This is a genomic window from Citrobacter sp. T1.2D-1, from assembly GCF_950098555.1.
GTDB lineage: Bacteria > Pseudomonadota > Gammaproteobacteria > Enterobacterales > Enterobacteriaceae > Citrobacter_A > Citrobacter_A telavivensis.
Map to the genome: position 1 here is coordinate 24,224 of NZ_CATNHH010000015.1, position 26,633 is coordinate 50,856.

Here is a 26,633-nt window from a genome sequence, read left to right on the forward strand (position 1 = left end):
TGTCACCCTGGGGAAGAGAAAACACTAGCCTCTGGTCAGTATCCGGAAATCTCATTTTCAACGTTCCGTGACAGCCGTGATCCTACTAACTGGAAGAGGGCCCAGATGCACTGCCACCGTTACAGGGGCTGGCCTTCGGGAGCAGTAGCTCCTGTCAATTGAGTTCACCGGAATCTAATCTAACACCGATCGGAAGTCGACAATACGTCGTTCAGTGTCCTGAACACAGGGGTTAATCCTGACCCGCGAGTCCTTTCTTTGAAAGCCTCAACAAGAGCAATACTGCAAGCGCAATAGGAATAAAAGTGAGCCAATTGAGGTTTATCCAACCGAGAGAGTGATACAACTGTCCGGATATCAGCGAGGCGATAGCAGAGGCACCAAAAACCAGCAGGTCATTCAATGATTGTACTTTACTGCGCTCACTTGCATGGTAGCACTCTGTCACCAACGCGGTCGCGCCAATAAAACTGAAGTTCCAGCCCAGCCCCAGTAACGCAAATCCACTCCAAAAAATGAATACGCTGTTGCCGATAAAATAACAAACGCTTGAGAGAGCAATAATTAGAAAACCAAGTATGGTGACAGGCAACTTACCATAGCGGGTCATGATCTTACCGGTAAAAAAGCTGGGGAGATACATCGCTAAAATATGCCACTGTACGCCCAACGTTGCATGATTGATTGAATGACCGGCGTCGACTATAGCCATCGACGTTACCGTCATCATAAACATCATCAAACCATAAGATGTTAATCCGGCAGTCACGGCGACAATAAAGCGGAAACTTTTTATAATCTGCAGAATTGTTCTTGGTTGCCTGGGAACGTTATTTTCCTGTCTTTCGCTTTGCTCCGTGATTTTATCCTCTTCAGGTACAACAAGCCCTGTCGTCAACCGGCCCACAGATAAAATCAAAATTATAGCGATGAGTGCCAGCACGGACTGGCTGAGAAAACTGCCGACCAAAGGAACGTCCAAAATGTCCTGTCCCAAAATAACCAGCTGCGGCCCTAATACAGCAGCAACCAGTCCCCCCTGCATCACCCGAGAAATCGCTTTTGGATGTGCCCATCCAGGAAGATAATCAATAGCTGCAAAACGGTAATTTTGTACGCAGGCGCCGTAGCCTCCCGCCAGGACTGCACCAATACAGAAATTCAGAAAAGAAGCGCTGTAAACGCCATAGGCTGCAAAAAGCCCTCCAATAGCAGCAATCAGCGCCCCCATCAGGTAAGTAGATTGCCGGCCAAAACGAGCAATTAAGTAGCCAACAGGCAAGGTTGCTAGCGCCATCCCTATGCTATAAAGTGAAACGGGCAATGTCGCTAAAGAAGGCGTGCTTGAAAGCTTTGCACCCACCATGCCTCCTAAAGAAATGATAATTGGGGAAGAGGATGCGCCAACTATCTGCATCAGGAATATCAGGTTTACGTAGTGCCATGCTCGTTGATCTATTTTCTCAGTATTATCCATGACCGTTTACTTAAAGTTAACACTTTAGACTATTCCAGATGAAAGTTAACCACAGACAACCGTTTTCAAGAAGTACCAGTTTGAGCAAATTTTAATGGAACCAGTTGGGGAAAGTTCGAATGCTATACATTAAGTTTGATAGAATTCATGGTCATTCTTATTCAAAAAATATTTACAAGGATATACGCGAAAAGATACTTTCTGGTAACTTACGTACTGAAGAAAAACTTCCATCAACACGTGAGTGTTCTAAAAATTTGTCTGTTTCACGAAATACAATATTGACGGCTTATGAAATGTTAATTTCAGAAGGTCTTGTCGTGAGTAAGCCCGGGTCTGGTTTTTTTGTCAGTTCAGACATTATTGCTAAGAAACACCCCTTACAGGTTAGTGATAGTTGTACCGCCTCGTTGTCAGATATATCAATACCCACGAATGCGATTAACTTTGACAGTGGGCTTCCTGCTTTAGATTTATTTCCCAAAAGAAAATGGAGTAAAGCGGCAACAAAAGCGCTAAAAGAGGCGCCGATATCTGCATTAGGTTACGATGATCCTCAAGGTAGGTCAGAGTTTAGAGAAGTACTCAGAAAATATCTTCAACGCACACGAGGCATCGTCTGTGGTGCGGACCAGATTATTGTTACCAACGGAACGAAACAAGGTTTAACATTGGTGGCAAAATGTCTGCTTGATGCACAAAGTGAAATCTGGATTGAAAATCCGACTAACGACAATGTCAGGCAGATATTTTCTTATCACACGAATAATATCACGCCTTTTGAAGTCGATAAGGATGGTATACAACCTTGCTTATTTTTCAAGAACAATAGCCCTACATTGATATTTATGACACCATCTCACCAATTTCCAATGGGGGGGAGGTTACCCATCAAAAGACGTCTGGAAGTGATTAAATTCGCCAGAGAGAATGACTGTTTGATACTAGAAGATGACTATGATAGTGAATTCACTTATGAGGGTTCACCTGCCAATTCATTATTTGAACTTGATCCACAGCATGTGATTTACTCTGGCACGTTTAGTAAAGTGTTGTTCCCTTCTATACGCCTCGGTTATCTTGTAGTCCCGCGTCATCTTGTAAGCAGAATTCGGGAAATTAAACGACTAGCGGATCATCATTCAAATTCAATAACCCAACTAACGCTGATGCATTTCATCGAAAGTAAAGAACTTGAACGTCATATCCGACGAATGAAAAAAGAGTATAGGAAACGACGAGAACAGTTACTTTTTCTCTTACATAAATATTTTGGAGAAAATATTAAAATACACGGCGATCGGGCCGGGATGCATGTTGTGGCAGAATTTAATGGTGTTATTTTTACGCAAAAAACCCTTCAACGATTGCAAGAAAAAGGTGTCTATGTTGTTCCTGTGGAAAAACACTCCATGTTAAAGGGGAAACATCAAAGTAAAATAATTTTGGGTTATGCACATCTTTCCTGTGAGATCATGGAAACCGGATTGAATATAATCAAAGCGGAATTAAACCTCAGCGAGAGTTTATAAATTGCGGATTAAACACTTACTGTTTCAGAGATAATCGTTAGGATCATTCACCTCAAACCCTTCAGGATACATTGATGCAAATCCACTCTCCGGATCAGACAAAATCGATATAGATAAATGAGCCTTATTGCAATTAATTACTCTTTCATTAATTTCTCTTTCATCTATTTATTTTCCATCTATTTGTCATTCATTTAACATGACAACATTGGCAATCGCTATTTTAGTGACTGTGATCATTTACTATGCCTTATAATAATATGATATTCACCTGTACTGTATGGACAGAAAAAATTTAATGCCCCTGGAAACATAACTGTAATCAGGAGAAAGATAAATGGACGAAAAAATATTTTTTATCGCGACCGGGCAACATCGAAGCGAATATCCAGATCCTATCACATTCACAAGAGGAACCCCGCTTATTGTTGGGGAAAGATATGAGGGTAATGAAGGATGGGATAACTGGTGTTTTTGTATAGCGTCGGGTCATGCAGGCGGGTGGGTTCCTGAACAACTGATTGAACGACGTGCCGAGTCGGATCATGGGGTGGCAAAAGAGGACTATTCTGCGAAAGAGCTTGACGTGAATGAGGGTGATGAGTTTCAGGCAATAAAAGCGCTGAATGGCTGGCTATGGTGTCGACGGCTTACAGATAATGATATTGGATGGGTGCCGATGAATATTCTACGGAAAATAGCATGAATTGCATCAGGTAAAAGACGTTGTGAGCGAAACTGCTATCGCTTAGGCCATGTCCGGACACCACGGTAAAAAGAAACCGCAACGCTACGCATTGCGGTCTTTAGTTCCTTACGCGAAATAGCCGAAGGGATCACCCCTTCAGTACTATCAGCGGTTCGATATCGCTCTCTTTCCTAATAACCAGCGATTCGTCGCCGCGCAGACAGGTGCCGCCGTAGTTTCCACCGACGGTAAAGGTGCACACCTGAATATACTTACCGGCAACGTTTGGCAGACACCATAGCTGCTGATAAATGTTTTTCTGTTCAGCAAATTTCCCGCTGGTTTTATCCAACAGCTCTTCCTGATGGCTGACCAAATCGATATTGCTACCACAGCGACCGGCAATCGGTTTCACCGCATACCCGGTTTGCGCCAGTTCATCATTGACGATGAAATCAGTATCCAACAGGTAACGATGATGCGGGAAAAGTTGCCAGAGGATCGGCAGAATCGCTTTGTTACCCGGGATCACCGTCCACAGTGGCTCAAAGACCAGCACTTCCGGGCGCAGCAGCACATCAATCAGCCGTACGTCCTGATCGGTATGCCCGGTACGAATCGGCACAGCGGCATACTCGGTTTCGCTGACTTCACGCACCTGCTCAATGGCCGTTTCCCATGCCCAGGTTTTCCAGACGCAGTTCACCAGGCGTCCTTCGCCGTCAATCAACTGACCAGCATCATCCCAGCGTAGTTCATCCAGCCCACGCAGGATCTTACTTTCAAACCCGGCCTGATGCAGCGCCTGCTGCATAAATTGCGCGTGGTAGTTCTCCTCAATATCCTTATCCTGCATGATGTGCACAAAAGGACGCGCGTGGCTGTGTTTCCAGGCTCCTGCCAGCTCGTTAATCAGTCCTTCTGCCGGGTTGTGCCCCTGCCCTTTATAGCCCTGCTCCGCCCAGCGCTCGAGGATTAGCCCCGCTTCGGTATGACACGAAGCGGAATCGGCATTGTATTCGTACACCTTCAGCCCACGCTCATCCATACAGAAATCCATACGACCGGTGATCATATGGTGGCGGCGACGCTGCCAGGAGAGACGCAAACGCGGCCAGAGGATTTTGGGAATGTCGAACAGCGCCAGCAGGTTATCATCTTTCAGCACCTTGTCTGTGGCGTGCAGATACATCAGATGCAGCTCGTTGGTCGCTTTGATCAACTCCTGCTCGGCACTCTCTGTAATCGTGAAATACTGGTATGGATCCTGATTGATCACGTGACCGTTTGCCGTTACATAGGCTTTTTGCAGCGGATCCTGTTCGTCCAGCCACTTGCCGTCAAACTGACCCTTTTCTTCCAGTCTTGCCGCGCCTATCTTCAGCGAATCATTGGCGATCCCCGGCTGCGGCAGGCTGTGCCTGGTATCGTCGGTCTGGATCATCCAGCCCAGAATGGTGGTGTCGTCAAAAGTGTCTTTCAGGGTATAGCAGCCATTTTCCACCACCATCTCCAGCTCACGCGTCCACTGCTGTCCGGGAGGAAGCGGAGTGTGAATGACATTCTGCTCGGCAATGCGGATTTTGTTGTCCAGCAACTGAGTAATAATCGCGACGTGGCCGGTGTCTTTAAATTCACCGCCTTTTTGCCAGATGAGCAACGCCCCGGCGACCGGCGCGCGGGGCGATCCGTTAGGAAACGCCTGCAACGGCAAAATGTTGTCGTTCACCACTTCGCGCAGGAAACGCAGCGAGAAGATCTCCCACGCCATACCGACATCGGTAAACACCGCACCATAATTCAGGAAGAGGAAACGGCGCGCGAATTCAACGCACTGCCATTTGTGGCCCATATATTCATTGTCGATATAGCTGCGAAATACAGCATCATCGTCATAGTCCCGTGGGTCGAGGGAGCTGTAATCTGAAGAGTAGATCGCTACACCACCGGGGGCATAGCCCAATAATGTCCCGAACGGGGCATCCTGACTGGTCGTTCCTTTGCTCATGCACCTTACCTCAAAACTATACAGCTGAGCAGCTTCTGCTTGCCTGCTCTACACCGCCGACCATCATACACCTCAACGCAGCGGGAGCGCGCGCAACAACAAAAAATAGCCAGGCGTAAATGTGCCAATCTGTTAAATGCGCGGGTGGTGACCTGCTACACTGCTTCAACACAACCACTCAGAAGGCAGGTCAACATGTCAGATAACACTTATCAGCCCGCGAAAGTCTGGACGTGGGAAAAATCCAGCGGCGGTGCATTCGCCAACATCAACCGTCCGATCTCCGGTTCAACTCACGACAAAGTGCTGCCCGTCGGTAAGCACCCGCTTCAGCTCTATTCACTGGGCACACCGAACGGCCAGAAAGTCACCATCATGCTGGAAGAACTGCTGGCGCAGGGAGTGAGCGGCGCGGAATACGATGCGTGGCTGATTCGCATTGGCGAAGGCGATCAGTTCTCCAGCGGCTTTGTGGAGGTTAACCCGAACTCGAAGATCCCGGCATTGCGCGATCATTCGCAGAATCCACCGGTGCGCGTGTTTGAGTCGGGATCGATCCTGCTGTATCTGGCGGAAAAGTTTGGCTATTTCCTGCCGCAGGATCGCGCAAAACGTACGGAAACCCTGAACTGGCTGTTCTGGCTCCAGGGCGCAGCGCCCTTCCTCGGCGGCGGTTTCGGCCACTTCTATCACTACGCACCGGTGAAGATTGAGTACGCGATCAACCGCTTTACGATGGAAGCCAAACGCCTGCTGGACGTGCTGGATAAGCAGCTCGCGAATAACGCTTTCGTGGCGGGCGATGAGTACACCATTGCCGATATGGCTATCTGGCCGTGGTTTGGCAACGTCGTGCTGGGCAATGTGTACGATGCGGCGGAATTCCTTGACGCAGGCAGCTACAAAAATGTGCAGCGCTGGGCGAAAGAGGTCGCTGAACGTCCGGCCGTTAAACGCGGGCGGATTGTGAATCGTACCAACGGGCCGTTGAATGAGCAGCTTCATGAACGTCATGACGCCGGTGATTTCGACACAAACACCGAAGATAAACGCCATCCGGCATAATGCTGCCTGATGGCGCTGCGCTTATCAGGCCTACCCTATTCCAACCGTAGGCCTGATCATACGCTGATGCCGCCCTCTGACAGTCAGGCGAATCCATGCTGACAAAGAATTAATCTCGCCTCAGGTGATAACAAAAAATCGGCGAACGGCTTTCCCTTGTCACTCAGGCAGGCAAATCCATACTCCGCGACCGGATTATATGGCTCCGGTATTTCTACCACCGTCAGCGTCTCAATCAGTCTGAGCCTCGGGGCATAGCTGGCATATCCAATGAAGACATCGGTGTCATCATTGCTGATTAACCACTCGGCTGCCAGACTTCCCGCCGGAAGGGGAAGCGTATCTCTGCCGCCGACCAGCGCCACCGCCCGTTCCCGGGCGCGCGTTCCCGCATCGCCCATCCGTGAAAAAAGCTGCTGCGTATAATCACCGGACGGATCGCATCCCGCTGTCGACGTGCCAATCCGCAGGTCCGGACGCGTTAACAGCGATAACCAGTCATCGCCTTCTCGCACTGCATCCGCCCGCACGGTAAGACACAGGCGATTGGTCGCGAAGGGAGCCACGGATTGTGCACGACCGGCGTCCAGCAGCGCTTGTGGATGCGCCATATTCGCCGAGGCAAAAAAGTCACAGGGCTCGCCAGCTTCAATCCGTTCGCGCAGCAACCCCGCCGGACCAAAATCACAAAGCACATCCTTCTCCTGAAAACAGGCCATCAGCGACTGCCATACCGCACGCAGACTCCCCGCAGCGAGGATGCGCATCAGTCAACGCCCTGATAGTCGGTGCGATAAAAACGCTGATACCACTCATTCGCCACATTGCGCATATCAATGTCCGTGAACTTCTGGGGGTACAACTTTTTCGCCATCCACAGTTCACCAATCCCCATCGCTTCCGGCATCGGATAACCCCAGGCTTTCGCGTAATCAGGCATCAGATAAACACGATGATTTTTCACTGCATCAATCACCTGCCACTGCGGGCTTTGCAGGATCTCATCAACCACTTTTGGATAGCGATCCTGCACAAAAATGACCTGCGGATTCCAGGCAATCACCTGTTCCATCGCCACCGGTTTGAAGCCCTTAACGGTTGAGGCCGCAACGTTCAGCGCCCCAGCGTGCGCCATCATCAGGCCGGTATATTTTCCTGAACCGTAGGTAGTCAGATCCGGGTTGGCCATATAGGCGCGAACGCGTTGATCTTCAGGGATCGCCTGCAAACGATCGCTCACCAGCTTGCGTCCTTTATCGGTGGCGTCAATCAGCGCTTTCGCCTCTTGCGGTTTATTAACAATATCGCCGATAAGCGTGATCCCTTCCCGCAAGCCCCGCTCGTAAGCCTGTTCCTCATCCGCCATGGTCGGATTCAGTTTGGCTTGTTCCCCTGCCGCGTCATGGCGCAGAGAGACTGCCACCACTGGAATGCCGAGACTGCTGATTTTGTCGATCATCTCCTGCGGCGCGTAGTTTGTGACAAACACGACCTGCGGGTGCAGCGCCACCAGCTGTTCCGGATCCACGTGGGTTAAATCGCCCAGCGCGGTTTTCTGGGCCAGTTCCGGCGCCAGTCGCGCGTAGCCATCACCCAGTTGTTGCTTCCAGTTCGCCATCACGCCGACAATTTTGTCGGTCGCATTCATCTGCACCAACAGATTGAGCGTCTGATGCTGGAGCACCACAACGCGATCCACCTTATCCGGCACGGTGACCTGGCGGCCAATTTGATCGGTAAAGGTACGGTCGGCTTGCGCCATGAAGGGGAGAGGGAAAAGTAACGCCAGCAGGGAGAGCTGGCGTAAGAATTTAAGCATGAGTGTATCCTCGCATTCGGTGTATAATTAAGTATACAGCGATGAAAGAACACTTAACAGACTGTCATCAGGGGTTATCAGGCGCTGGTCACGTCGTACTCCATACGGCGTAGCGCATCCAGCGTGGCTTTGGCTTCTTCTTCATCAATGATGCTCATCGCAAACCCCACATGCACTAACACCCACTGCCCGACCAGTTGTGCAGGACTGTCTTCACAGATTAGCGCAATATTCACATCACGTTTGATGCCGCACACTTCCACCTGCGCAAGCTGGTGAATATCTTCACCGACGGCCAGAACCTGGCCCGGAACGCCTATACACATATCTGACTCCGCCCCATGTCACATCACGGGTTATTCAACTTCAATACTTTTCACTTTCAGCGAATCGCCGGTATCAACACGCAGACGATCGCCATGACAACGCGGACACTGTGCATCGTGCTGAGTGATTTCAACTGCCTGACTGCAATCCCAGCACCATGCCTGTGCCGGTTTGTAGTCGATGTGCAATTCACAGCCTTGCGCCACCGTCCCCTGGCAGACAATGTCAAAACTAAAACGAACCGCGCTCTCTTCAACACAGGACAGCGCGCCAATCTCCAGCCACACGCCGGTGACGCGCTTTACGCCATGCTGTTCAGCCTGCTGTTGAATGATTTCAACCGCACTCTGACAAAGAGACAGCTCATGCATTCTGTAAGCCCCGACGCCCGAACAGCAATGCGCGACGGCTTGTCTGCGGCGCATCCGGATCGCTGACCGGCAGCGACAACAGCATCCGCGCGCAGTCATCGGCCAGACGCACACCCTCCTGTGCCGACAAACTGTGATTGAGCGGCGACATCAGGGAACAGCCGAGGTATTGCGATACGCCGTCCAGCTCGCCCACGGTGAACGTCATCGTGCCATACGGCAGACGCAGCCCGAGCTTTTCACTGACTTTACGCACTGGCCAGAGCTGGTCTGGCCCGGGGAAAATCAGCGCACTCAGCATCCACGGCGTAATCACGCATCCTGTCCACTGCCCTTCAAACAGGGTAAAGTCAGAGACATACACCGGCATATCAGGATGCAGGAAGGACAGATCGTGCATTGAACGCTGCGCAATCGCTTCAAACGCGGCCTGAACCTGTGCCTTTGGAGCCGTCTGGAACCCGGAGATCTCCTCAGACATGCGTTACCTCCCGTGGGATCGCTTCAACGCCCGACTCACGCAGCGCGGCCAGAACCTGCGCAAGCGCAGGTTCAATCATCGCTTCAACCGTTGGCGTTAAGCCAATGTTCGGCTCCAGCGATTCCGGAATGACGCCAATCAACGTCAGTTTTTTCGGGAACTCACCGGTGAAGCGAAGGGCCGACAGAACGTCGGCCAGGCCCAGCTGATGCGGGGAGATCTTGTTGGTAAACAGCGCCGGCACCTCATCATCCCGCAGGATCATCAGCGTACCCGGGGCGTTTTTTCTCGAGACAATGGCATCCGCAATGATCAGATGATCCCGGTTTGCCATGTCGCCGAGCAACTCCATGCCCGCCGTACCGCCATCAAGGATTTCAACGAAATCCGGCAATTCATATCGCTGCTCTAAGGCTTCAACGATACGAACGCCGATGGCTTCATCGGTCAGCAAAATATTGCCGACCCCTAAAACTAAAATCCGCATCACAGAACCTTTACAGAGACAACTTCGTTCCCGTCAGCGTCAACAACATGCACTGCACACGCCATGCAAGGATCGAAAGAGTGAATAGTACGTACCACTTCCAACGGTTTTTCCGGATCGGCAATCGGCGTGCCTACCAGCGACTGTTCGTACGGACCGACGTCATCGTTGAAGTTACGCGGACCGGAGTTCCAGGTTGACGGTACTACCGCCTGGTAGTTGCTGATAATGCCGTCTTTAATCACCATCCAGTGAGAGAGCATCCCGCGCGGTGCTTCAAGGAAACCGACGCCTTTAAATTCACCCGTCGCCGGAATATTCGGTTTCACGAACGTGGTGTGGTCACCTTTACCGATGTTGGCAATCAGCGCACTGTACTGGCTCTGCAGGATACCCTGTAGTTCACAGCAGTGAACGGTACGGCCAATAATACGCCCCAGCGTGGAGTGCAACTGCGCCACTTCCAGCGTTTTACCGGTCAGCGCCTGATAAATCGCAATGATTTCATTCAGTTTTGCCTTCGTGGACTCACGTCCGGAGGCCAGTTTCACCAGCATATTCGCCAGCGGTCCCACTTCGACGGTTTTACCGTAGAACGTTGGGGATTTCACCCATGAATATTTGCCGTCATCTGACCAGCCGTTATAGTCCGGAATGGTCGTCCCTTCCCACGGCGCCTGCGGGGCTTCGTCTTTATACCAGGCGTGTTTGGCGCTCTCCTGAATCCCTTTGATCAGGTACTCGTCGGAGTGAGAGGAGATCGGGCGATAGCTCGACAGATCCGCATTTTCGATATAGCCACCCGGGAACAGGAAGCTGCCGTTCTTACCGTCGGTCGGGAATTCCGGCGCAGCCAGATAGTTAACCGCCCCTTTACCATGTTCCAGCCAGTCCGGATAGAACGCGGCAATCACCGCCGTATCCACCTTGTAGACCTGTTCAACGAAGTCGCTCAGTTTGTCGATGAAGGACTTGATGTACATCAGGCGTTCCAGGTTCAGTACGCCCAGGCCGTCGAGGTTGATCGGGTTGGCAACGCCACCCACCGCCAGGTTCTGGATGTGCGGTGTTTTACCGCCCAGCAACGCCACCACGCGGTTGGCATCACGCTGACATTCCAGCGCCTGCAGGTAGTGAGCAACGGCGATCAGGTTCACTTCCGGCGGCAGTTTCATCGCCGGGTGTCCCCAGTAACCGTTGGCGAAAATCCCCAACTGGCCGCTGGCAACCAGGTCCTTGATCTTATTCTGAACTTTCGTGAACTCTTCCGCGCTGTTCAGATGCCAGGTCGACACGCCGTTCAGCATCGCTGACGCTTTTGCCGGATCGGCTTTCAGCGCAGAGGTGATATCCACCCAGTCCAGCGCCGAGAGCTGATAGAAGTGCACAATGTGGTCATGAGTGGTATGCGCCGACAGAATGATGTTACGGATATACTGGGCGTTAACCGGAACGTCAATGTTCAGCGCGCTTTCTGCCGCACGAACGGAGGCAATCGCGTGCGTTGTCGTACAAACGCCGCAAATACGCTGCACAATCATCCACGCGTCACGAGGATCGCGATTCTTCACGATCTCTTCCATACCGCGCCACATGGTGCCGGAAGCCCATGCTTTTGAAACAACGCCGTTTTCGATTTCGCAATCGATACGTAAGTGCCCCTCAATACGGGTTACAGGATCAATAGTAATTCTCTGGCTCATGCTTTGCTCGCCTCATGACGATTGTGATCGTTTTGTTTTAAAGGAGGAAGTATCGGCAGTAGACGAATGAGTACGATGTAAGCGCAAATCTCAATAGCCACAAAACCAATAGAAATCAACAGTTCTTCCCAGGTCGGGAAGTAGTGGTAGCCACCACCTGGATTAAATGCCACCAGCGAATAGGACAGACGCCATGCAGCACAACCCAGCAGCGCACTGAGCGCAGACAGGTACAGCATACGAGAGTCATTGCGCAGTTTCGCCACGCGCAGCACCACTATCGGGAAGACCATCAGCACGACTTCAAGCCAGAACATTGCTGAGTAGAAATCGCCGGCAAAGGCATATGACAGCTTGTCCCGGTAAATCAGTTCACCAAAGCGCAGAACGACAAAGATCGCCAACATCACGCTGATGGTGTTCGTCAACTTGATAAACAGGTTCTTCTCATCCGGACCGTTTCCTCTCAGGCCAGCCTGAACCAGCGAACCTTCAAAGATGACGATCGAGAAGCCCATAATAAAGGCGGTCAATACCGAGAACAGCGGCAGCATTTCATAGCTCTGCCACAGCGGATGCACCTTATAGCCTGCCGAGATCATCAGCGAGCCCATGGAGGACTGGTGCATGGTTGGCAGCAGCGCGCCGAGGGCGATGATGAAGAACATCAGCTTGTTCAGACGCTTCAGCGACACCTTCCAGCCCAGACGTTCAAACAGCGCAGGGGCAAACTCAAGCGCCATCACCCCAATGTAGATGGTCATACAGACCGCCGTCTCGAACAGAACCGAGTTCACGTTGAAGTGACCCGGAATGTAGAAGTACGGCAGGTTCCAGTAACGACCCACGTCAATGGTGATAGACAAGCCACCCAGAGAATAACCAAACAGGCTCGCCAGCAGCGCCGGACGCACCAGCGGATGGTACTGTCCCCGGTTGAAGACATATACCGCCCACGCCAGCGCCCAACCGCCACAGGCAAAGCCGGTGCCGATTAACAGGTCAAAGGCAATCCAGACGCCCCACGGGAAACCGCCGTTCAGATCGGAGACAGACCCCAATCCAAATACCAGACGCTTCACAATAAGGAGCATGCAGAGGATGATTAACGGCCCGAAGATGATGACCGGTTTGCTGATAATTTTGCCGCCCAGCGGTTTAGGATCATGACTCATGATCGTCTCCTCCGTCGTGATGGTCGTTTTTGGTATTACGACGAACCAGCACGGTCAAGCCCGCCAGCACGGCCAGTGGTAGCATCATGCCTTTATACAGGGTGTGTTGAACATGTTCGGAACGCGCGCCGGTTGAAATCTCATCCAGCTTCGGCATATCCAGATTCTCGTAAGGCACCCCGGTCAGTACTAACACCTGCGTTCCGCCGCCCTCTTTCTCACCGTAAAGATGCGGATAGTACTTCGGCACGGTATGCACGTAGGTATCGCCCGTTTTCACGGTTTGACGCGGATAGTGGTATTCACTGCCAGGCTTCAGCGCCAGGCGTTTTTGCGCCTCGGCCATCAACTCTTCGCGGGTACCAAAAATAACCGCACCGGCAGGACAAACCTCAACACAGCCTGGCAAGCCGCCCTTATCGAGACGCTCAACGCCTTTCTGGTTACACAGTTCACATTTGTGAAGCGCACCAAACGGGTTGTTGTAGTCGTACTTTGGCACGTTGTACGGACAGGCAACCATGCAGTAACGGCAGCCAGTGCAGACGTCTTTGTTGTAATGAACGATGCCGGTTTTCGGATCTTTTTTCAGTGCGGAAACCGGGCAGACAGAGACGCAGTTGGGATCGACGCAGTGCATACATTGTTTTTTGATGTATGCATAGCCATTCTCTTCCTGATCTTTATTCACGCCTGTACCGCTACGCCACACTTGAATGATGTTGTTGGTATACGGTGACAGTTTGTCGTTGTTCGACCAGGTCTGCGCCCCTTCAGGGTTACGCATCGGGAAGTTGATATCCTGACACTTGGTCACACAGGCCTGACAGCCCACGCACAGCGTCGAGTCATACAACATACCCAGAGAACCGGGGATGGGCGGGCGATTTTCTGCAGCCGCGTGGCTGATAGACGGCGCAGCGCCTAACAGCAACGCCCCGCCGGAGGCTGCTTTGATAAAATTACGTCTGTTCACGGTTATTCTCCCCGTGAGTCAGCGTTATCTTTCTTTTGCTGACGCCCCAGTTCACGTACCGCCATCACGCTGACACCGGCCACCAGACCGACAACGCCGCCAAGCAACCCGATAGCGCCGGCAGAGATGTTGCCGCCCTCTTTCATGTTCACATCAGGTTTTTCGGAGCGCGGTGTCTGATTTTCCACATGGGCAAGTTGGTGAATGCCCTTATGGAAACCAACGCCTTCTTCGTTACAGCCATAGCAAGGATGACCAATCGCCACTGGCCATACGCCGCCAACGTCGCAGAATTGCAGCGTGGAGCAGTTGCCCCAGGTTTCGGGTCCTTTACAGCCGAGGTGGTAAAGGCACCAGCCTTCACGGTGACCTTCATCGCCGAATTCTTTCGCAAAGCGACCGGCATCGAAGTGTGGACGCCGTTCGCAGTGTTCGTGAATCAGGCGGCCATAGGCAAAGGTTGGACGGTTTTTCGCATCCAGTTTCGGCGGTTTGCCCCAGGTGATGATATGGGCGACTGTCGCCAGGAAGTTATGCGGGTTCGGTGGGCAGCCTGGAATGTTGATAATGGTTTTACCTGGCAGAACTTCCTGCAGGCCAACTGCACCGGTCGGGTTCACGCCGGCAGCGGCGACGCCGCCCCACGCAGCACAGGAACCGATAGCGATAATCGCTGCCGCACCTTCTGCCGCTTTGCGGATATGATCCACAATCGGCTCACCGGCAACCATACAGTAAATACCGTTATCTTTTAATGGGATAGAACCATCAACAACCAACACATACTGCCCTTTGTACTTCTCAAGCGCATTGTGTTTGTTCTCTTCAACCTGGTGGCCGAAGGCGGCGGAAAGCACCTCATGATATTCCAGAGAGATGGTCTCCAGAACGAGGTTTTCTACCGTGGGGTGGGTCGCGCGAAGGAGGGATTCGGTACACCCTGTGCACTCCTGAGCACCAATCCAGACAACCGGTGGGCGCTGCGGACGGGATACCGATTCAGCCATTTCGGCGGCGGCTTTGCTACTGAGCCCCATCGTGGCGGCGAGTGCTGCACAAAGCTTCATGAAATCACGACGGTTTACGCCATGGGAATTAATGAGAGTGTTATCTCCAGTCATTTTATAGTTATTCCGTTACGAAGACCTGGCTCTTATTTTGCAACAATCACAAATCCGTAACTGCGATCGCTGCGCCATTTACCACACTTTTGTTATGGTTATGTAGCCTATGATACTGCGAGGGAATAACAAAACGAAGGGAGTAGTGGCTAGTGTAATTAATTAAAGCAAGATAATACCCCCTTTGGATCAACCTTCGAGCCGATAGCCGGCCATGAAAAAGCGAATTGTGGTGCTGGACTGATTTTCCCGAAAGAAGTCCATCACCATCTCTTTATCCAACCCATAGCGGCGCGTCAGGATCCCCGCTTCCCAGGCGCTAAGTTGCCTGTCGCCGGTTTTTTCAAACATGCGATGCGAGAATCCTAATACGAAGCCGCGTTTATAATCCGAACAAAAATCCGCCACATTGCGAGCGCTGTCAGCCTGCGTGGCGCTTAATCCGGCCATCAGGCCCTTGCCAAAATGATTGTTCATGACCCCTCCTTAATCGCTATATAATAAATTATATAGCGATCTTTTAAGCAAAGGCCAGAGGGTTCAGAGACTTTTTTACTGTTCCTTAAAACGCCACCCACTCATCACCTGGCGCAGCGGGTGCCTGGCGTCGCTGAGCGACGGGAGCGGCACTTTTGGCGGGGTGATTGGGCGTGTCATTTTGCGATAACCGGAACTGTTGCACAGAACGTTGTAAATCTTCCGTTTGTCTTTCCAGTGCCGCAGCGGCGGCAGAAACCTGTTCCACCAGCGCGGCGTTTTGCTGCGTGACGCCATCCATCTGGGTAATCGCAACACCCACCTGAGAAATCCCTTTGCTCTGTTCTTCCGACGCTGAGGCTATTTGTTTCATGATGGTATTGACCTCCGTCACGCCGCTCAGGATCGCCTCCATCGTTGAACCGGTATCCTTCACCAGTACCGCTCCGTGGTCGACGCGGCGAGCGGATTCGGCAATCAGCGTTTCAATTTCTTTTGCCGCGTTCGCGCTGCGGCTCGCCAGATTACGCACCTCGCCGGCGACAACGGCAAATCCACGCCCTTGTTCACCCGCACGCGCGGCTTCAACCGCCGCGTTTAATGCAAGAATATTGGTCTGGAAGGCAATGCTATTAATGACGGTCGTAATTTCAGCAATCTGCTTCGAGCTGGCGGAAATACCGTCCATTGTCTCGACCACTTCAGACACCAGCGAACCGCCTTTACCTGCTGTGCGTGATGCAGACTCAGCCAGAAGGCTGGCCTGACGCGCGTTATCCGCATTCAGCTTCACCGTGGCGGTAAGCTGCTCCATGCTCGCGGCCGTCTCTTCCAGCGCAGCGGCCTGCTCTTCCGTTCGCGATGAAAGATCGTTGTTGCCGCTGGAGATTTCAGTGGCCCCGCGCCAGATGTTGTCGCTACCGGAACGGATCGTGTTTACCGCATCGCGCAGGCTGTCCTGCATCGTGCGCAATAAAGGCACCAGTTGACCGACACAGTTGCGGCCTATGTCGTCAATCGGCTGACTGAGGTCGCCCTGGGCTATCTGGCGAAACTGTTGGCGAATTCGCGCCAGCGGTTTCACCAGCATGGTCACCAGATAGCGATCGGTGAAGAAGAGGATCGCAATGCCCAGGATCACTGCGCCGATGATCAGAGTACGGATGATCGACGTTTTGCTATCCACCATCACGCGGGTTTGATCAAGCATCACACCCGCGGCTTTATTAAAGCGTTCCGCACTGGCACCAAACGCCCGGCTCAATACTGGCGTCACTTTGTTTGCCTGTTCGCTCCAGGCGCTCTGAGTCCCCTGTTGCGCCAGCTGCATTTGCGGCGTGACGCCTTTGTCGAGGAGATCCTGCCAGCTCGCCAGCACCGCGGCGGAGACGTCGGGATCCATCGGGCCTGGCGAAAGGGTTTTCATCTCTTGCAGATTTTTGCTCATGTTATCCAGCGCCTGCTGGACGGGAGCGAAATCCGGCGTGCCGCCGCTGGCTTTCAACTCCATCGCGCGGCTGAGTCGGGTGACAAAGCGGAAATACTGATCGTTGCCCTGGCTGAGCACCGTCATCTGACGAACAAGATGGCGATCGACTTCGTTACCATCAGCGACACGAGAAAGAGACCAGGTGCTGTACAAACCCACACCCATCCACATTAAACAGAAAATACCAAGGATCGTCAGCATGACGACCCGGATGGTGAAATTACGCAGTATGTACATATATGTTCCTTGCCGTTAGGGAAAAGTCGCCCAGAGGCGAGTCTTAATCTCGTTATCGGCAAGGAATGAAGAATATATACTGACTTTTGTTTTTTTTACTTTCATAAACAATATCCCCGTTTCTTATATTCCTATAATTAACAATGAAAAACACCGGGAATATTACCTAACTAATGATTATCCTGTTATTTATGATAAATATTTTTCGAACCATGCCAGCGTTCTTTGCCAGGCCAGCTCAGCAGCGGCCTGGTCATACCGCGGCGTAGAGTCATTATGAAAGCCATGATTCACGCCGGGATAAATATAAGCTTCATAAACTTTATTATTCTCTTTCAACGCAGCTTCATACGCCGGCCAGCCCTCATTGATATTTTTATCCAGCGCCGCGTAATGCAGCAATATCGGCGCCTTTATCTTCGGCACATCCGCCGCGGCAGGCTGGCGGCCATAAAACGGTACCGCGCACTCCAGTTCCGGATAGGCTACGGCCGCCGCATTCGAGACACCGCCACCGTAGCAAAATCCGGTGATCCCCACTTTCCCGCTGGCCTCAGGGTGTTGTTTCATAAACTCGACGGCGGCGAAAAAGTCATTCATCAACTTCGTCGGATCCACTTTCTGCTGCAAAACTTTCCCTTCTTCATCGTTTCCAGGGTAGCCGCCCACCGAGCTTAAACCGTCGGGTGCCAGCGCAATGTAGCCCGCTTTCGCGACCCGCCTTGCGACATCTTCAATATAGGGATTCAGGCCCCGGTTCTCATGCACCACTACCACAGCAGGCACGTTGCCCGTCGCGTTGGCCGGTTTCACCAGATAGCCGCGCACGTTGCCATGACCGTTTGGCGACGGATAGTGAATATACTCAGGCAAAATATCGGGATCGGTGAATTTCACCTGTTCCGCCAGCGCATAGTTGGGCTTGAGCATATTGAACAGCGCCAGCGCCGTCACCCCGCCAACGGCGTACTTTGCCGCGAGATTGAGGAACTCTCGTTTCGAGATTTTCCCGTGTGCGTAGTAGTCGTAATAATCGAGCAACTCCTGCGGAAAATCTTTGGCTGTCAGACGCGTCATCGCATATCTCCGGAATTTGTGATTTTATAAGCATAGAATGAAAACGCTGTTTCGAAAATTCATCACCTGAAAGGAGACATCATGTCCTGGAACGCCTCCCCTGACCGCTATGAGAATATGCAGTACCGCTACTGCGGTAAAAGCGGCCTCCGACTGCCCGCGCTATCACTCGGTCTGTGGCACAGCTTCGGTCACGTTCAAGCCCTCGACTCGCAGCGCGCGCTGCTGCGAAAAGCCTTTGATCTCGGCATTACCCACTTTGACTTAGCCAACAACTACGGGCCGCCTCCGGGCAGTGCGGAAGAAAACTTCGGCCGCCTGCTGCGCGAAGACTTTGCCGCCTTGCGCGATGAGCTGATCGTCTCGACCAAAGCCGGTTACGATATGTGGCCAGGCCCCTATGGTTCCGGCGGCTCGCGGAAATATCTCCTCGCCAGCCTCGATCAGAGCCTGAAGCGTATGGGACTGGATTACGTCGATATTTTCTATTCTCACCGCGTAGATGAGAACACACCGATGGAAGAAACGGCGTCCGCGCTGGCTCACGCCGTACAAAGTGGTAAAGCGCTGTATGTCGGCATTTCGTCTTACTCGCCGGAGCGAACGCAAAAAATGGCTGAGCTTTTGCGCGAGTGGAAAATCCCGCTGCTGATCCATCAGCCTTCTTACAATCTGCTGAACCGCTGGGTAGATAAAAGCGGTTTGCTGGATACGTTAAAAGCCAACGGTGTCGGCTGTATCGCCTTTACACCACTGGCACAGGGGTTGCTCACCGGGAAGTATTTGAACGGCATCCCGGACGGCTCACGTATGCAGCGCGAAGGGAAGAAAGTACGTGGTCTGACGGAGAATATGCTGACGGAAGCGAACCTCAGCAGTCTGCGTCTGCTTAATGAGATGGCGCAACAGCGCGGTCAGTCAATGGCGCAAATGGCGCTCAGTTGGCTGTTGAAAGACGATCGCGTCACCTCGGTATTGATTGGCGCAAGCCGCCCGGAACAACTAGAAGAAAACGCTCAGGCGCTGAAAAATCTGTCGTTCACTGCTGAAGAGCTGGCGCAGATTGATAAGCATGTCGCTGACGGTGAACTGAACCTCTGGCAGGCGTCGTCCGATAAGTAACGCGCAGTGCCGGGTAGCGACAGCGGCTACCCGGCCTGTTCAGTCAGTGCTTATGGCGGGTTAACCTGTCGAGATAGCCCATCACAAACGCCGACAAGACGAAGGTGAGATGGATAATGACGTACCACATCAGCTTGTTATCCGGCACGTTCTTCGCGTCCATAAATACGCGCAGCAGATGAATGGAAGAGATAGCGACAATCGAGGCCGCGACTTTGTTTTTCAGTGAGGTCGCATCCATCTTCCCCAGCCAGTTCAGCTTTTCCCGCCCTTCGGAGATATCCAGTTGCGAGACGAAATTCTCATAGCCAGAAAACATCACCATCACCAGCAGTCCGCCGACCAGGGTCATATCCACCAGCGACAGCAGCACCAGAATCAGGTCAGCTTCTGCCATCGAAAAGATATTGGGCAGCACATGAAAAATCTCCTGAAAGAATTTCAGCGCCAGCGCAACCAGTGCCAGTGACAAACCAAAGTAAACCGGGGCCAGCAGCCAACGAGACGCGTACATGGTGTTTTCGAGAAAGCGTTCCATAATTTCCTGTGATGTAGCAAAAACCGGGCGACAGTATATCCCAACTGTGCAACATCAGATCAACATCCCCGTCAAACTTCGTCGGGATTGATCCACGGGCGCTGATACTCAGGCCACACCAGCGCTACCAGTGACGGATACGCCTCGACGCTAAACTCCCGGAAACACTGGCGTAAGTTGAGTACGTCGAGATCGGAATGGGGAACTTTTTCACCGTTGAGACAGCGCTTTTTTATCGTGTCGTAGTATTTATACACCGCTGAATTGAGATCGCTGCAACGCCGTTGGGCATCAAACAGTCCTGGGGTGTCATTCAACTGCGCCATCGTCATGCGTTTTATCGTTGCGTGAAGGAAATCAATATATTCGTGATTGACGCGCCAGTACCATATCGGTGTAATAGCATTCATCAACGTGGAAAAATGATCCTCTCCCTCTTCTTTGGTCAGAGGTGTTGATTGAGTCGCAGAGGCCAGTTCTTCAGCGTTGCGCGGTTTATTAAACTCACGCATTAATAAAAGCACGCCGCCGGTCAGCAATAACAAGGTAATGACAGAATAAAAAATACTGTTCATAGCATGACTCCATTTTTTTTGATTCTAAAATTACCCCATGTTATTGTCAACGCGACCTGCCAAATAAAAACAACTATACTTTTGATATTAAAGGAAATTGCGACATGCTTCCTGAGCACCTTGTGCCACCGCGTTTTCATCTGTCACCCGCAGGTCAGGCGGAAGGAACAGCAGAAAACGATGAGAATTTAACTCAGAGCAAAACAACCCTCAGCGATTATGAAGCCGATATCTTAATTAGCGCAACGCCCACAGGGCAATCTAAAAATATTCTGCTCGAAGAACGCGATCGTCATTTTAAAGAACGCCTTGAGCGGGTGGCAAAAATTGAGACTTTCGCTCGGGTTATTAATGCGTTACAGGCTGAAGGCGATATTGACGCCCAGACCTTAAGTAAAATAATCGCTGAAATGACCGCGCATATAAATGAAAATGGTAATGAAATTTGGCTTAATTTAATTACCCGGGAGAAAGACTCGCCCCTTTTCTATTCTCTGGATGACGAACAATGATTAAAGATGTTGAAGATAATAATGTCTATTTGGCCCTGGATGATAATAAAAGCGATCAATTTATCTTAAAGCAGAATATTGCCGCGCTTATCGCCAATAAAAATGCCGTCCTCGAAAGTGTGGCGCAAGAAGTGACGTCCATCCCGGCGGCGCTGGTTCGTCTGAAATGGCAAAACCGACGGGAAATTTACGCGCTTCAGGTGAAGGAAGAGATTTATGGCGCGGCGATCAACGCCATTATCAGACAGACCCCGGAGCTGCATGACAAAATCATGGCGCGGCTGGAGAGCACCTGGCAGTATTTGTTGGCTCGGGAGACGGCCACGCTGCGACTGACGCGCAAACTTGCCGACGGGAACTACCGCACGATCGCGATCACCACCGTCGCGCTCAATGAACGCCTGGTACAGACCCGGAGCGACAGGCAATAAAAAAGCCGGGTAGCAATAACGCCTTACCCGACCTTTTCTCTCATCGTGCCCGGGGCGACAACGATTATTTCGCTTTCGCGACCTCTTCGCCGACCAGGCCAATCTTCAGATACCCCGCCTGATGCAGCGTGTCCATCACCTTCATCAGGGTCTCATAGTCGACGGTTTTATCCGCGCGGAAGAAGATCGTGGTGTCTTTCTTCCCTTCAGTCAGTGCCGTCAGTTCTGCCACCATGGTCTCGTCCGTCACCGGATCGTTACCAATAAACATGCTGTTGTCCGCTTTGACCGACAGGTAAACGGGTTTTTCCGGGCGCGGTTGTGGCGTACTGGAGGAAGCAGGCAGGTTTACCTTCACATCCACCGTTGCCAACGGCGCGGCCACCATAAAGATGATCAGCAGTACCAGCATGACGTCGATAAACGGCGTCACGTTGATTTCATGCATTTCACCGTTATCGTCCAGATTTTCATTAAGACGCATTGCCATGAAACATTACCCTACACGTAATTTCTGCGCGGTGCGTACCGGATGAGCGGATGCGCTTGCATCCAGATCCAGGTCGCGACTTTGCAGTAACAGCACCTGTGCTGCCACATCGCCCAGCATCGCTTTAAGACCGCCAATCTGACGGGCAAAGATATTATAGATAACCACGGCTGGGATGGCGGCAACCAGACCGATGGCCGTCGCCAGCAGTGCTTCTGCGATACCCGGCGCTACGACGGCGAGGTTAGTGGTCTGCGTTTGCGCAATCCCGATGAAGCTATTCATGATGCCCCAGACCGTACCGAACAAACCGACAAACGGTGAAATCGCCCCGATGGTCGCCAGGTAGCCATTTCCGCGCCCCATATGACGTCCCACCGCCGCAACGCGACGCTCCAGACGAAAACCAGTACGCTCTTTAATCCCTTCGTTGTCTTCACTGCCCTGAGACAGTTCCAGTTCGTTCTGCGCTTCATTGAGCAATTGGACGCTTAAGCTTTTAGCGCCAAAGTTTGCAGCGATATCGCTTGCCTGATCCAGAGAGCGGGCTTCCGCCAACAGTTGCTGTTCGCGCTTAAGCCGACGCTTCTGAGAGAAGAACTCAACACTCTTACTGAAGAAGATAGCCCAGGTGACCACTGACGCCAGAATCAGACCAATCATCACGCACTTAACCACGATGTCGGCGTGCTGATACATACCCCAGACGGAAAGATCCGTCTGCATCAAATTATTACCCACTCTGTATCTCCAGGACGCAAATCACAAATTCTGAGCGTAATAATATCAAAACGACGTCGAATTGATAGTCGTTCTCATTACTATTTACATAGTGCCGCACCTTTGGTTTCTTTTCCTTGCGCTTACGCAGTAAAACGTTACGGGAGGGAATTTTAAGAAAATATTGTGCTTTATCCTGTTCCCCGGGATGCGCATTTTGCCATTCGTGGTAGTTTAGACATCCAGACGTATAAAAACAGGAAACACAACATGGCAGATAAGCAACTGGACACCAAACTGGTCGGTGCAGGACGCAGTAAAAAATACACGCTGGGTTCGGTGAATAGTGTGATTCAACGCGCTTCTTCGCTGGTTTTTGAAACGGTCGAAGCCAAAAAGCACGCCACCCGCAACCGCGCCAACGGCGAACTCTTTTACGGACGCCGCGGCACGTTGACCCATTTCTCGCTGCAGGAAGCGATGTGCGAGCTTGAAGGCGGTGCCGGCTGCGCGCTCTTCCCCTGCGGCGCTGCGGCTGTCGCCAACACCATTCTGGCCTTTGTCGAACAGGGCGACCATGTGCTGATGACTAACACAGCCTATGAGCCGAGCCAGGATTTCTGCACCAAAATCCTCGGCAAGCTGGGGGTGACCACCGGCTGGTTCGATCCGTTGGTCGGCGCTGACATTGTTAAGCATCTTCAACCCAACACCAAAGTCGTTTTCCTCGAGTCTCCGGGTTCCGTCACCATGGAAGTCCACGACGTACCGGCGATTGTCGCCGCCGTCAGACGCGTTGCGCCAGACGCCATCATTATGATCGACAACACCTGGGCTGCGGGCGTGCTGTTTAAAGCCCTCGATTTCGGCATTGATATCTCGATTCAGGCCGGGACCAAGTACCTGATTGGTCACTCCGACGCAATGGTTGGTACTGCCGTTTCGAACGCCCGCTGCTGGGATCGGTTGCGTGAGAATGCCTATCTGATGGGGCAAATGGTCGATGCGGATACGGCCTATATGACCAGCCGCGGGCTGCGTACCCTGGGTGTGCGCCTGCGTCAGCATCACGAAAGCAGTCTGAAGGTTGCCGAATGGCTGGCTGCCCATCCGCAGGTCGCACGAGTGAATCATCCGGCATTGCCGGGCAGTAAAGGACACGAATTCTGGAAACGTGACTTTACGGGGAGCAGCGGTCTGTTCTCATTTGTGCTGAATAAAAAGCTCAATAATGACGAGCTGTCCGCTTATCTGGATCACTTCAGCCTGTTCAGCATGGCCTATTCGTGGGGCGGGTTTGAGTCGCTGATTCTGGCCAATCAGCCTGAACAGATTGCGGAAATTCGCCCGGAAGGGGGCGTGGATTTCAGCGGCACGCTGATTCGTCTCCACATTGGTTTAGAAAATGTTGACGATCTGATTGCAGATTTAGCCGCCGGATTTTCTCGCCTCGTGTAAAATTGACGCTAATGGACAGCTATGCAGACACGTCGAGCGAAATTGTCTGCATTTGTTGCGCCCGGGATCAAGTCATCCGGGCCCGTTCAGGAGTACAATAGGGTCATTAAGGCGTAAACGCTGTTCCACAGGAAAGTCCATGGCTGTCATTCAAGATATTATCGCTGCGCTCTGGCAACATGATTTTGCCGCGCTGGCGGACCCACATGTTGTTAGCGTCGTCTACTTTGTGATGTTCGCCACGCTGTTTTTAGAGAATGGCCTGTTACCGGCCTCATTTTTACCCGGTGATAGCCTCCTGCTATTAGCGGGCGCATTAGTCGCGCAGGGCGTCATGAGCTTTGTCCCTACTCTGGTGATCCTGACGACGGCGGCCAGCCTCGGTTGTTGGCTTAGCTATATTCAGGGACGCTGGCTGGGCAATACTCGAACGGTAAAAGGCTGGCTGGCGCAACTTCCGGCGAAATACCACCAGCGCGCGACCTGCATGTTTGACCGCCACGGTCTGCTGGCACTGCTGGCGGGACGCTTTCTGGCGTTCGTACGGACCCTGCTGCCAACCATGGCGGGGATTTCCGGCCTCTCTAACCGCCGTTTCCAGTTCTTCAACTGGCTGAGCGGTCTGCTGTGGGTCGGCGTGGTCACCAGCTTTGGCTATGCCCTCAGCATGATCCCGTTTGTGAAGCGCCATGAAGATCAGGTTATGACCTTCCTGATGATCCTGCCACTCTTCCTGCTGGCGGCGGGTTTGATCGGCACGGTTGTGGTCGTTATCAAGAAGAAATACTGTAGCGCCTGATAGGTTGATTGCCGGATAGCGCTCTGCTTATCCGGCCTGCGCCGTCCGTCAACTCCCCTGCATGGTGCGGATCCGCGCCGCATCCTCTCCCGGCGTCACGCCGAAATAGCGCTTAAATTCGCGACTGAATTGCGACGCACTTTCATAACCCACCCGCATTGCCGCCGCACTGGCCTTCATGCCGTCGTGAATCATCATCATCCGCGCCTTATGTAACCGATACGTTTTCAGGTACTGCAACGGCGATGTGCTGGTGACTGACTTAAAATTATGGTGGAACGCAGAGACGCTCATGTTGGCTTCTGCCGCCAGTTGCTCGACGTTGAGGTTTTCGGTGTACTTATTTTCAATACGCTTGAGCACGCGGCTAATCAGGCTGAAGTGGGTCTGACGGCTCACCAGCGCCAGCAGTGCGCCACCGCGTGGCCCGGTCAGAACGTGATAGAGGATCTCGCGGATAATCTGTTTACCGAGAATTCGCGCGTCCAGCGGTCTCTCCATGACGTCGAGCAGACGTTCTGCCGCGCAGAGGATCTCCTCAGAGAGCGTCGCGGAGTTGATCCCGCTTGCCGCCATCGACGGCTGAAAGCGTTCGTCTTCGCCGATGTCCATCAGCAGTTCCTGCAATTGCAGAATATCGACATTGATGCGAAATCCGGCGAGCGGCACGTCAGGTGTCGCATAGGTTTCACATTCGAAGGGTAAAGGTACTGTCAGCAGCAGGTATTCATTGGCGTCGTAACGGAAAACCCGCTCATTGATGTAACCGATTTTATGACCTGAAAAGAGAAATATGATGCCGGGATCGTACATGACGGGTGTACGTAAACCCGGTTCAGTACCATACAGCAGACGGATGTCTGGCAGCAGTTCACCGGGCTTATGTTCATTGTTTTTCAACTGCTTAACTTTATCCGTCAGCAGTAAACAGATCTCTTCGCGGTTCATGGCAGAAATTTTTCTCAACGTATGACGACGCCTTGATTGTGCGCAAGTTTATCGTTTTTCTCCAGCACTCTGGAGAAATGGGCAAGACATTGGCAGAAATGAGCATTGAGAGGATAGCCGCGCACGACCACAATGTTCTCCATCCGGCAGACCCCGCCTGCCCTCTTTTTTTTACCCACATAAGGGAACGAGCAATGAACAACTTTAATCTGCATACCCCGACTCGCATTCTGTTTGGTAAAGGTGCGATTGCTGAACTGCGCGCACAAATCCCTCAGGACGCACGCGTGCTGATCACTTATGGCGGCGGCAGCGTGAAAAAAACCGGCGTGCTGGCGCAGGTACAGGACGCACTGAAAGGTCTGGACGTTCGTGAATTTGGCGGCATCGAACCTAACCCGTCGGGTGATGCTGCCAACTTACTGATTTAGTGTATGATGGTGTTTTTGAGGTGCTCCAGTGGCTTCTGTTTCTATCAGCTGTCCCTCCTGTTCAGCTACTGACGGGGTGGTGCGTAACGGCAAAAGCAC

General features: G+C 52.1%; 29 protein-coding genes and 1 pseudogene. 10 read left to right on the forward strand and 20 right to left on the reverse strand.

What is annotated here, in order from left to right:
* Nucleotides 1-232 precede the first annotated feature (232 nt).
* Complete coding sequence (locus QQZ17_RS14570) at nucleotides 233-1,477, reverse strand: MFS transporter (protein WP_152406014.1); 1,245 nt, start codon at nucleotides 1,475-1,477, stop codon at nucleotides 233-235.
* A 119-nt stretch (nucleotides 1,478-1,596) separates the two neighbouring features.
* On the opposite strand from QQZ17_RS14570, the gene pdxR reads away from it, so the two are divergent.
* Complete coding sequence (gene pdxR, locus QQZ17_RS14575; protein WP_152406015.1) at nucleotides 1,597-3,009, forward strand: MocR-like pyridoxine biosynthesis transcription factor PdxR; 1,413 nt, start codon at nucleotides 1,597-1,599, stop codon at nucleotides 3,007-3,009.
* A 337-nt stretch (nucleotides 3,010-3,346) separates the two neighbouring features.
* Complete coding sequence (locus QQZ17_RS14580) at nucleotides 3,347-3,715, forward strand: SH3 domain-containing protein (RefSeq protein WP_152406016.1); 369 nt, start codon at nucleotides 3,347-3,349, stop codon at nucleotides 3,713-3,715.
* 130 nt (nucleotides 3,716-3,845) lie between these two features.
* Here QQZ17_RS14580 and gss read toward each other — a convergent pair whose 3' ends face one another.
* Complete coding sequence (gene gss / locus QQZ17_RS14585) at nucleotides 3,846-5,705, reverse strand: bifunctional glutathionylspermidine amidase/synthase (RefSeq protein ID WP_152406017.1); 1,860 nt, start codon at nucleotides 5,703-5,705, stop codon at nucleotides 3,846-3,848.
* Nucleotides 5,706-5,900: 195 nt separating this feature from the next.
* Here gss and yghU point away from each other — a divergent pair, with 195 nt between their 5' ends.
* On the forward strand, nucleotides 5,901-6,770 hold the full coding sequence (gene yghU, locus QQZ17_RS14590; RefSeq protein WP_152406018.1) for a glutathione-dependent disulfide-bond oxidoreductase: 870 nt from the start codon (nucleotides 5,901-5,903) through the stop codon (nucleotides 6,768-6,770).
* Nucleotides 6,771-6,853: 83 nt separating this feature from the next.
* On the opposite strand, the gene QQZ17_RS14595 is transcribed toward yghU, so the two are convergent.
* From QQZ17_RS14595 to yghX, 13 genes are all read right to left on the reverse strand, one after another.
* The gene (locus tag QQZ17_RS14595) at nucleotides 6,854-7,537 is read right to left on the reverse strand and encodes a molybdate ABC transporter substrate-binding protein (protein ID WP_152406019.1); all 684 of its coding nucleotides are present in this window, start codon (nucleotides 7,535-7,537) and stop codon (nucleotides 6,854-6,856) included.
* On the reverse strand, nucleotides 7,537-8,589 hold the full coding sequence (locus QQZ17_RS14600; RefSeq protein WP_152406020.1) for an ABC transporter substrate-binding protein: 1,053 nt from the start codon (nucleotides 8,587-8,589) through the stop codon (nucleotides 7,537-7,539). The genes QQZ17_RS14595 and QQZ17_RS14600 overlap by 1 nt, the downstream gene beginning before the upstream one ends.
* Before the next feature lie 77 nt (nucleotides 8,590-8,666).
* Nucleotides 8,667-8,915 (reverse strand): hydrogenase maturation factor HybG, encoded by a 249-nt coding sequence (gene hybG, locus QQZ17_RS14605; RefSeq protein ID WP_042324176.1) that lies wholly within the window; start codon nucleotides 8,913-8,915, stop codon nucleotides 8,667-8,669.
* A gap of 30 nt (nucleotides 8,916-8,945) precedes the next feature.
* A complete protein-coding gene (gene hypA, locus QQZ17_RS14610; RefSeq protein ID WP_042324177.1) occupies nucleotides 8,946-9,287 on the reverse strand; it encodes a hydrogenase maturation nickel metallochaperone HypA in 342 nt (113 codons plus the stop codon).
* On the reverse strand, nucleotides 9,280-9,768 hold the full coding sequence (gene hybE, locus QQZ17_RS14615) for a hydrogenase-2 assembly chaperone (protein WP_152406021.1): 489 nt from the start codon (nucleotides 9,766-9,768) through the stop codon (nucleotides 9,280-9,282). Before hybE ends, hypA begins: the two co-directional genes overlap by 8 nt.
* A complete protein-coding gene (locus QQZ17_RS14620; RefSeq protein ID WP_152406022.1) occupies nucleotides 9,761-10,255 on the reverse strand; it encodes a HyaD/HybD family hydrogenase maturation endopeptidase in 495 nt (164 codons plus the stop codon). Before QQZ17_RS14620 ends, hybE begins: the two co-directional genes overlap by 8 nt.
* Nucleotides 10,255-11,958 carry a hydrogenase 2 large subunit gene (gene hybC / locus QQZ17_RS14625; protein ID WP_152406023.1) on the reverse strand — a complete coding sequence of 568 codons (1,704 nt, stop codon included), beginning with the start codon at nucleotides 11,956-11,958 and terminating at the stop codon, nucleotides 10,255-10,257. The genes QQZ17_RS14620 and hybC overlap by 1 nt, the downstream gene beginning before the upstream one ends.
* A complete protein-coding gene (hybB, locus tag QQZ17_RS14630; protein WP_152406024.1) occupies nucleotides 11,955-13,133 on the reverse strand; it encodes a Ni/Fe-hydrogenase cytochrome b subunit in 1,179 nt (392 codons plus the stop codon). The genes hybC and hybB overlap by 4 nt, the downstream gene beginning before the upstream one ends.
* Nucleotides 13,123-14,109, reverse strand: a complete 987-nt coding sequence (gene hybA / locus QQZ17_RS14635; protein WP_152406025.1) for a hydrogenase 2 operon protein HybA — start codon at nucleotides 14,107-14,109, stop codon at nucleotides 13,123-13,125. Before hybA ends, hybB begins: the two co-directional genes overlap by 11 nt.
* Nucleotides 14,110-14,111: 2 nt before the next feature.
* Complete coding sequence (hybO, locus tag QQZ17_RS14640; RefSeq protein WP_042998143.1) at nucleotides 14,112-15,230, reverse strand: hydrogenase 2 small subunit; 1,119 nt, start codon at nucleotides 15,228-15,230, stop codon at nucleotides 14,112-14,114.
* Between the two features lie 189 nt (nucleotides 15,231-15,419).
* Nucleotides 15,420-15,707 (reverse strand): DUF2623 family protein, encoded by a 288-nt coding sequence (locus QQZ17_RS14645; RefSeq protein ID WP_042324192.1) that lies wholly within the window; start codon nucleotides 15,705-15,707, stop codon nucleotides 15,420-15,422.
* Nucleotides 15,708-15,792: 85 nt separating this feature from the next.
* A complete protein-coding gene (locus tag QQZ17_RS14650) occupies nucleotides 15,793-17,433 on the reverse strand; it encodes a methyl-accepting chemotaxis protein (protein ID WP_152406026.1) in 1,641 nt (546 codons plus the stop codon).
* A gap of 189 nt (nucleotides 17,434-17,622) precedes the next feature.
* Nucleotides 17,623-18,510, reverse strand: a complete 888-nt coding sequence (gene yghX, locus QQZ17_RS14655; RefSeq protein ID WP_152406027.1) for a YghX family hydrolase — start codon at nucleotides 18,508-18,510, stop codon at nucleotides 17,623-17,625.
* Between the two features lie 81 nt (nucleotides 18,511-18,591).
* On the opposite strand from yghX, the gene QQZ17_RS14660 reads away from it, so the two are divergent.
* A complete protein-coding gene (locus tag QQZ17_RS14660) occupies nucleotides 18,592-19,632 on the forward strand; it encodes an aldo/keto reductase (RefSeq protein ID WP_152406028.1) in 1,041 nt (346 codons plus the stop codon).
* 43 nt (nucleotides 19,633-19,675) lie between these two features.
* Here the strand turns inward: QQZ17_RS14660 and QQZ17_RS14665 are convergent, their stop codons facing one another.
* Together QQZ17_RS14665 and QQZ17_RS14670 are read right to left on the reverse strand one after the other, a co-directional pair.
* Nucleotides 19,676-20,170: a TIGR00645 family protein gene (locus tag QQZ17_RS14665; protein ID WP_152406029.1), complete on the reverse strand. Its 495-nt coding sequence runs from the start codon at nucleotides 20,168-20,170 to the stop codon at nucleotides 19,676-19,678.
* 71 nt (nucleotides 20,171-20,241) lie between these two features.
* Complete coding sequence (locus tag QQZ17_RS14670) at nucleotides 20,242-20,745, reverse strand: ESA_00282 family adhesion-associated protein (RefSeq protein ID WP_152406030.1); 504 nt, start codon at nucleotides 20,743-20,745, stop codon at nucleotides 20,242-20,244.
* Between the two features lie 104 nt (nucleotides 20,746-20,849).
* Here QQZ17_RS14670 and QQZ17_RS14675 point away from each other — a divergent pair, with 104 nt between their 5' ends.
* Entirely contained in the window at nucleotides 20,850-21,257 is a 408-nt protein-coding gene (locus QQZ17_RS14675) for a hypothetical protein (RefSeq protein ID WP_152406031.1), read from the forward strand.
* Complete coding sequence (locus QQZ17_RS14680) at nucleotides 21,257-21,688, forward strand: cytoplasmic protein (RefSeq protein WP_152406400.1); 432 nt, start codon at nucleotides 21,257-21,259, stop codon at nucleotides 21,686-21,688. The genes QQZ17_RS14675 and QQZ17_RS14680 overlap by 1 nt, the downstream gene beginning before the upstream one ends.
* 64 nt (nucleotides 21,689-21,752) lie before the next feature.
* On the opposite strand, the gene exbD is transcribed toward QQZ17_RS14680, so the two are convergent.
* Both exbD and exbB read right to left on the reverse strand, forming a co-directional pair.
* Nucleotides 21,753-22,178: a TonB system transport protein ExbD gene (exbD, locus tag QQZ17_RS14685; RefSeq protein WP_152406032.1), complete on the reverse strand. Its 426-nt coding sequence runs from the start codon at nucleotides 22,176-22,178 to the stop codon at nucleotides 21,753-21,755.
* A 6-nt stretch (nucleotides 22,179-22,184) separates the two neighbouring features.
* Nucleotides 22,185-22,919, reverse strand: coding sequence for a tol-pal system-associated acyl-CoA thioesterase (exbB, locus tag QQZ17_RS14690; protein ID WP_152406033.1), 735 nt, complete (start codon nucleotides 22,917-22,919; stop codon nucleotides 22,185-22,187).
* A 249-nt stretch (nucleotides 22,920-23,168) separates the two neighbouring features.
* Here exbB and metC point away from each other — a divergent pair, with 249 nt between their 5' ends.
* Together metC and yghB are read left to right on the forward strand one after the other, a co-directional pair.
* Nucleotides 23,169-24,356, forward strand: a complete 1,188-nt coding sequence (gene metC, locus QQZ17_RS14695; RefSeq protein ID WP_152406034.1) for a cystathionine beta-lyase — start codon at nucleotides 23,169-23,171, stop codon at nucleotides 24,354-24,356.
* Between the two features lie 139 nt (nucleotides 24,357-24,495).
* Complete coding sequence (gene yghB, locus QQZ17_RS14700) at nucleotides 24,496-25,155, forward strand: DedA family general envelope maintenance protein YghB (RefSeq protein ID WP_152406035.1); 660 nt, start codon at nucleotides 24,496-24,498, stop codon at nucleotides 25,153-25,155.
* Nucleotides 25,156-25,203: 48 nt separating this feature from the next.
* Here the strand turns inward: yghB and QQZ17_RS14705 are convergent, their stop codons facing one another.
* On the reverse strand, nucleotides 25,204-26,103 hold the full coding sequence (locus QQZ17_RS14705) for an AraC family transcriptional regulator (protein WP_152406036.1): 900 nt from the start codon (nucleotides 26,101-26,103) through the stop codon (nucleotides 25,204-25,206).
* Between the two features lie 194 nt (nucleotides 26,104-26,297).
* Here QQZ17_RS14705 and QQZ17_RS14710 point away from each other — a divergent pair.
* Both QQZ17_RS14710 and QQZ17_RS14715 read left to right on the forward strand, forming a co-directional pair.
* Nucleotides 26,298-26,507, forward strand: a pseudogene (locus QQZ17_RS14710) (iron-containing alcohol dehydrogenase); the annotation flags it as partial.
* A gap of 55 nt (nucleotides 26,508-26,562) precedes the next feature.
* Nucleotides 26,563-26,633, forward strand: a 71-nt coding sequence (locus QQZ17_RS14715; protein WP_001568368.1) for an IS1 family transposase, incomplete at its 3' end; no start/stop codon positions are given.

What these genes read in the sequence shown, in the direction of transcription:
- QQZ17_RS14570 (WP_152406014.1), bottom strand. Translation starts at nt 1,477, where the DNA reads ATGGATAATACTGAGAAAATAGATCAACGAGCATGGCACTACGTAAAC.
- pdxR (WP_152406015.1), top strand. Translation starts at nt 1,597, where the DNA reads ATGCTATACATTAAGTTTGATAGAATTCATGGTCATTCTTATTCAAAA.
- QQZ17_RS14580 (WP_152406016.1), top strand. Translation starts at nt 3,347, where the DNA reads ATGGACGAAAAAATATTTTTTATCGCGACCGGGCAACATCGAAGCGAA.
- gss (WP_152406017.1), bottom strand. Translation starts at nt 5,705, where the DNA reads ATGAGCAAAGGAACGACCAGTCAGGATGCCCCGTTCGGGACATTATTG.
- yghU (WP_152406018.1), top strand. Translation starts at nt 5,901, where the DNA reads ATGTCAGATAACACTTATCAGCCCGCGAAAGTCTGGACGTGGGAAAAA.
- QQZ17_RS14595 (WP_152406019.1), bottom strand. Translation starts at nt 7,537, where the DNA reads ATGCGCATCCTCGCTGCGGGGAGTCTGCGTGCGGTATGGCAGTCGCTG.
- QQZ17_RS14600 (WP_152406020.1), bottom strand. Translation starts at nt 8,589, where the DNA reads ATGCTTAAATTCTTACGCCAGCTCTCCCTGCTGGCGTTACTTTTCCCT.
- hybG (WP_042324176.1), bottom strand. Translation starts at nt 8,915, where the DNA reads ATGTGTATAGGCGTTCCGGGCCAGGTTCTGGCCGTCGGTGAAGATATT.
- hypA (WP_042324177.1), bottom strand. Translation starts at nt 9,287, where the DNA reads ATGCATGAGCTGTCTCTTTGTCAGAGTGCGGTTGAAATCATTCAACAG.
- hybE (WP_152406021.1), bottom strand. Translation starts at nt 9,768, where the DNA reads ATGTCTGAGGAGATCTCCGGGTTCCAGACGGCTCCAAAGGCACAGGTT.
- QQZ17_RS14620 (WP_152406022.1), bottom strand. Translation starts at nt 10,255, where the DNA reads ATGCGGATTTTAGTTTTAGGGGTCGGCAATATTTTGCTGACCGATGAA.
- hybC (WP_152406023.1), bottom strand. Translation starts at nt 11,958, where the DNA reads ATGAGCCAGAGAATTACTATTGATCCTGTAACCCGTATTGAGGGGCAC.
- hybB (WP_152406024.1), bottom strand. Translation starts at nt 13,133, where the DNA reads ATGAGTCATGATCCTAAACCGCTGGGCGGCAAAATTATCAGCAAACCG.
- hybO (WP_042998143.1), bottom strand. Translation starts at nt 15,230, where the DNA reads ATGACTGGAGATAACACTCTCATTAATTCCCATGGCGTAAACCGTCGT.
- QQZ17_RS14645 (WP_042324192.1), bottom strand. Translation starts at nt 15,707, where the DNA reads ATGAACAATCATTTTGGCAAGGGCCTGATGGCCGGATTAAGCGCCACG.
- QQZ17_RS14650 (WP_152406026.1), bottom strand. Translation starts at nt 17,433, where the DNA reads ATGTACATACTGCGTAATTTCACCATCCGGGTCGTCATGCTGACGATC.
- yghX (WP_152406027.1), bottom strand. Translation starts at nt 18,510, where the DNA reads ATGACGCGTCTGACAGCCAAAGATTTTCCGCAGGAGTTGCTCGATTAT.
- QQZ17_RS14660 (WP_152406028.1), top strand. Translation starts at nt 18,592, where the DNA reads ATGTCCTGGAACGCCTCCCCTGACCGCTATGAGAATATGCAGTACCGC.
- QQZ17_RS14665 (WP_152406029.1), bottom strand. Translation starts at nt 20,170, where the DNA reads ATGGAACGCTTTCTCGAAAACACCATGTACGCGTCTCGTTGGCTGCTG.
- QQZ17_RS14670 (WP_152406030.1), bottom strand. Translation starts at nt 20,745, where the DNA reads ATGAACAGTATTTTTTATTCTGTCATTACCTTGTTATTGCTGACCGGC.
- QQZ17_RS14675 (WP_152406031.1), top strand. Translation starts at nt 20,850, where the DNA reads ATGCTTCCTGAGCACCTTGTGCCACCGCGTTTTCATCTGTCACCCGCA.
- exbD (WP_152406032.1), bottom strand. Translation starts at nt 22,178, where the DNA reads ATGGCAATGCGTCTTAATGAAAATCTGGACGATAACGGTGAAATGCAT.
- metC (WP_152406034.1), top strand. Translation starts at nt 23,169, where the DNA reads ATGGCAGATAAGCAACTGGACACCAAACTGGTCGGTGCAGGACGCAGT.
- yghB (WP_152406035.1), top strand. Translation starts at nt 24,496, where the DNA reads ATGGCTGTCATTCAAGATATTATCGCTGCGCTCTGGCAACATGATTTT.
- QQZ17_RS14705 (WP_152406036.1), bottom strand. Translation starts at nt 26,103, where the DNA reads ATGAACCGCGAAGAGATCTGTTTACTGCTGACGGATAAAGTTAAGCAG.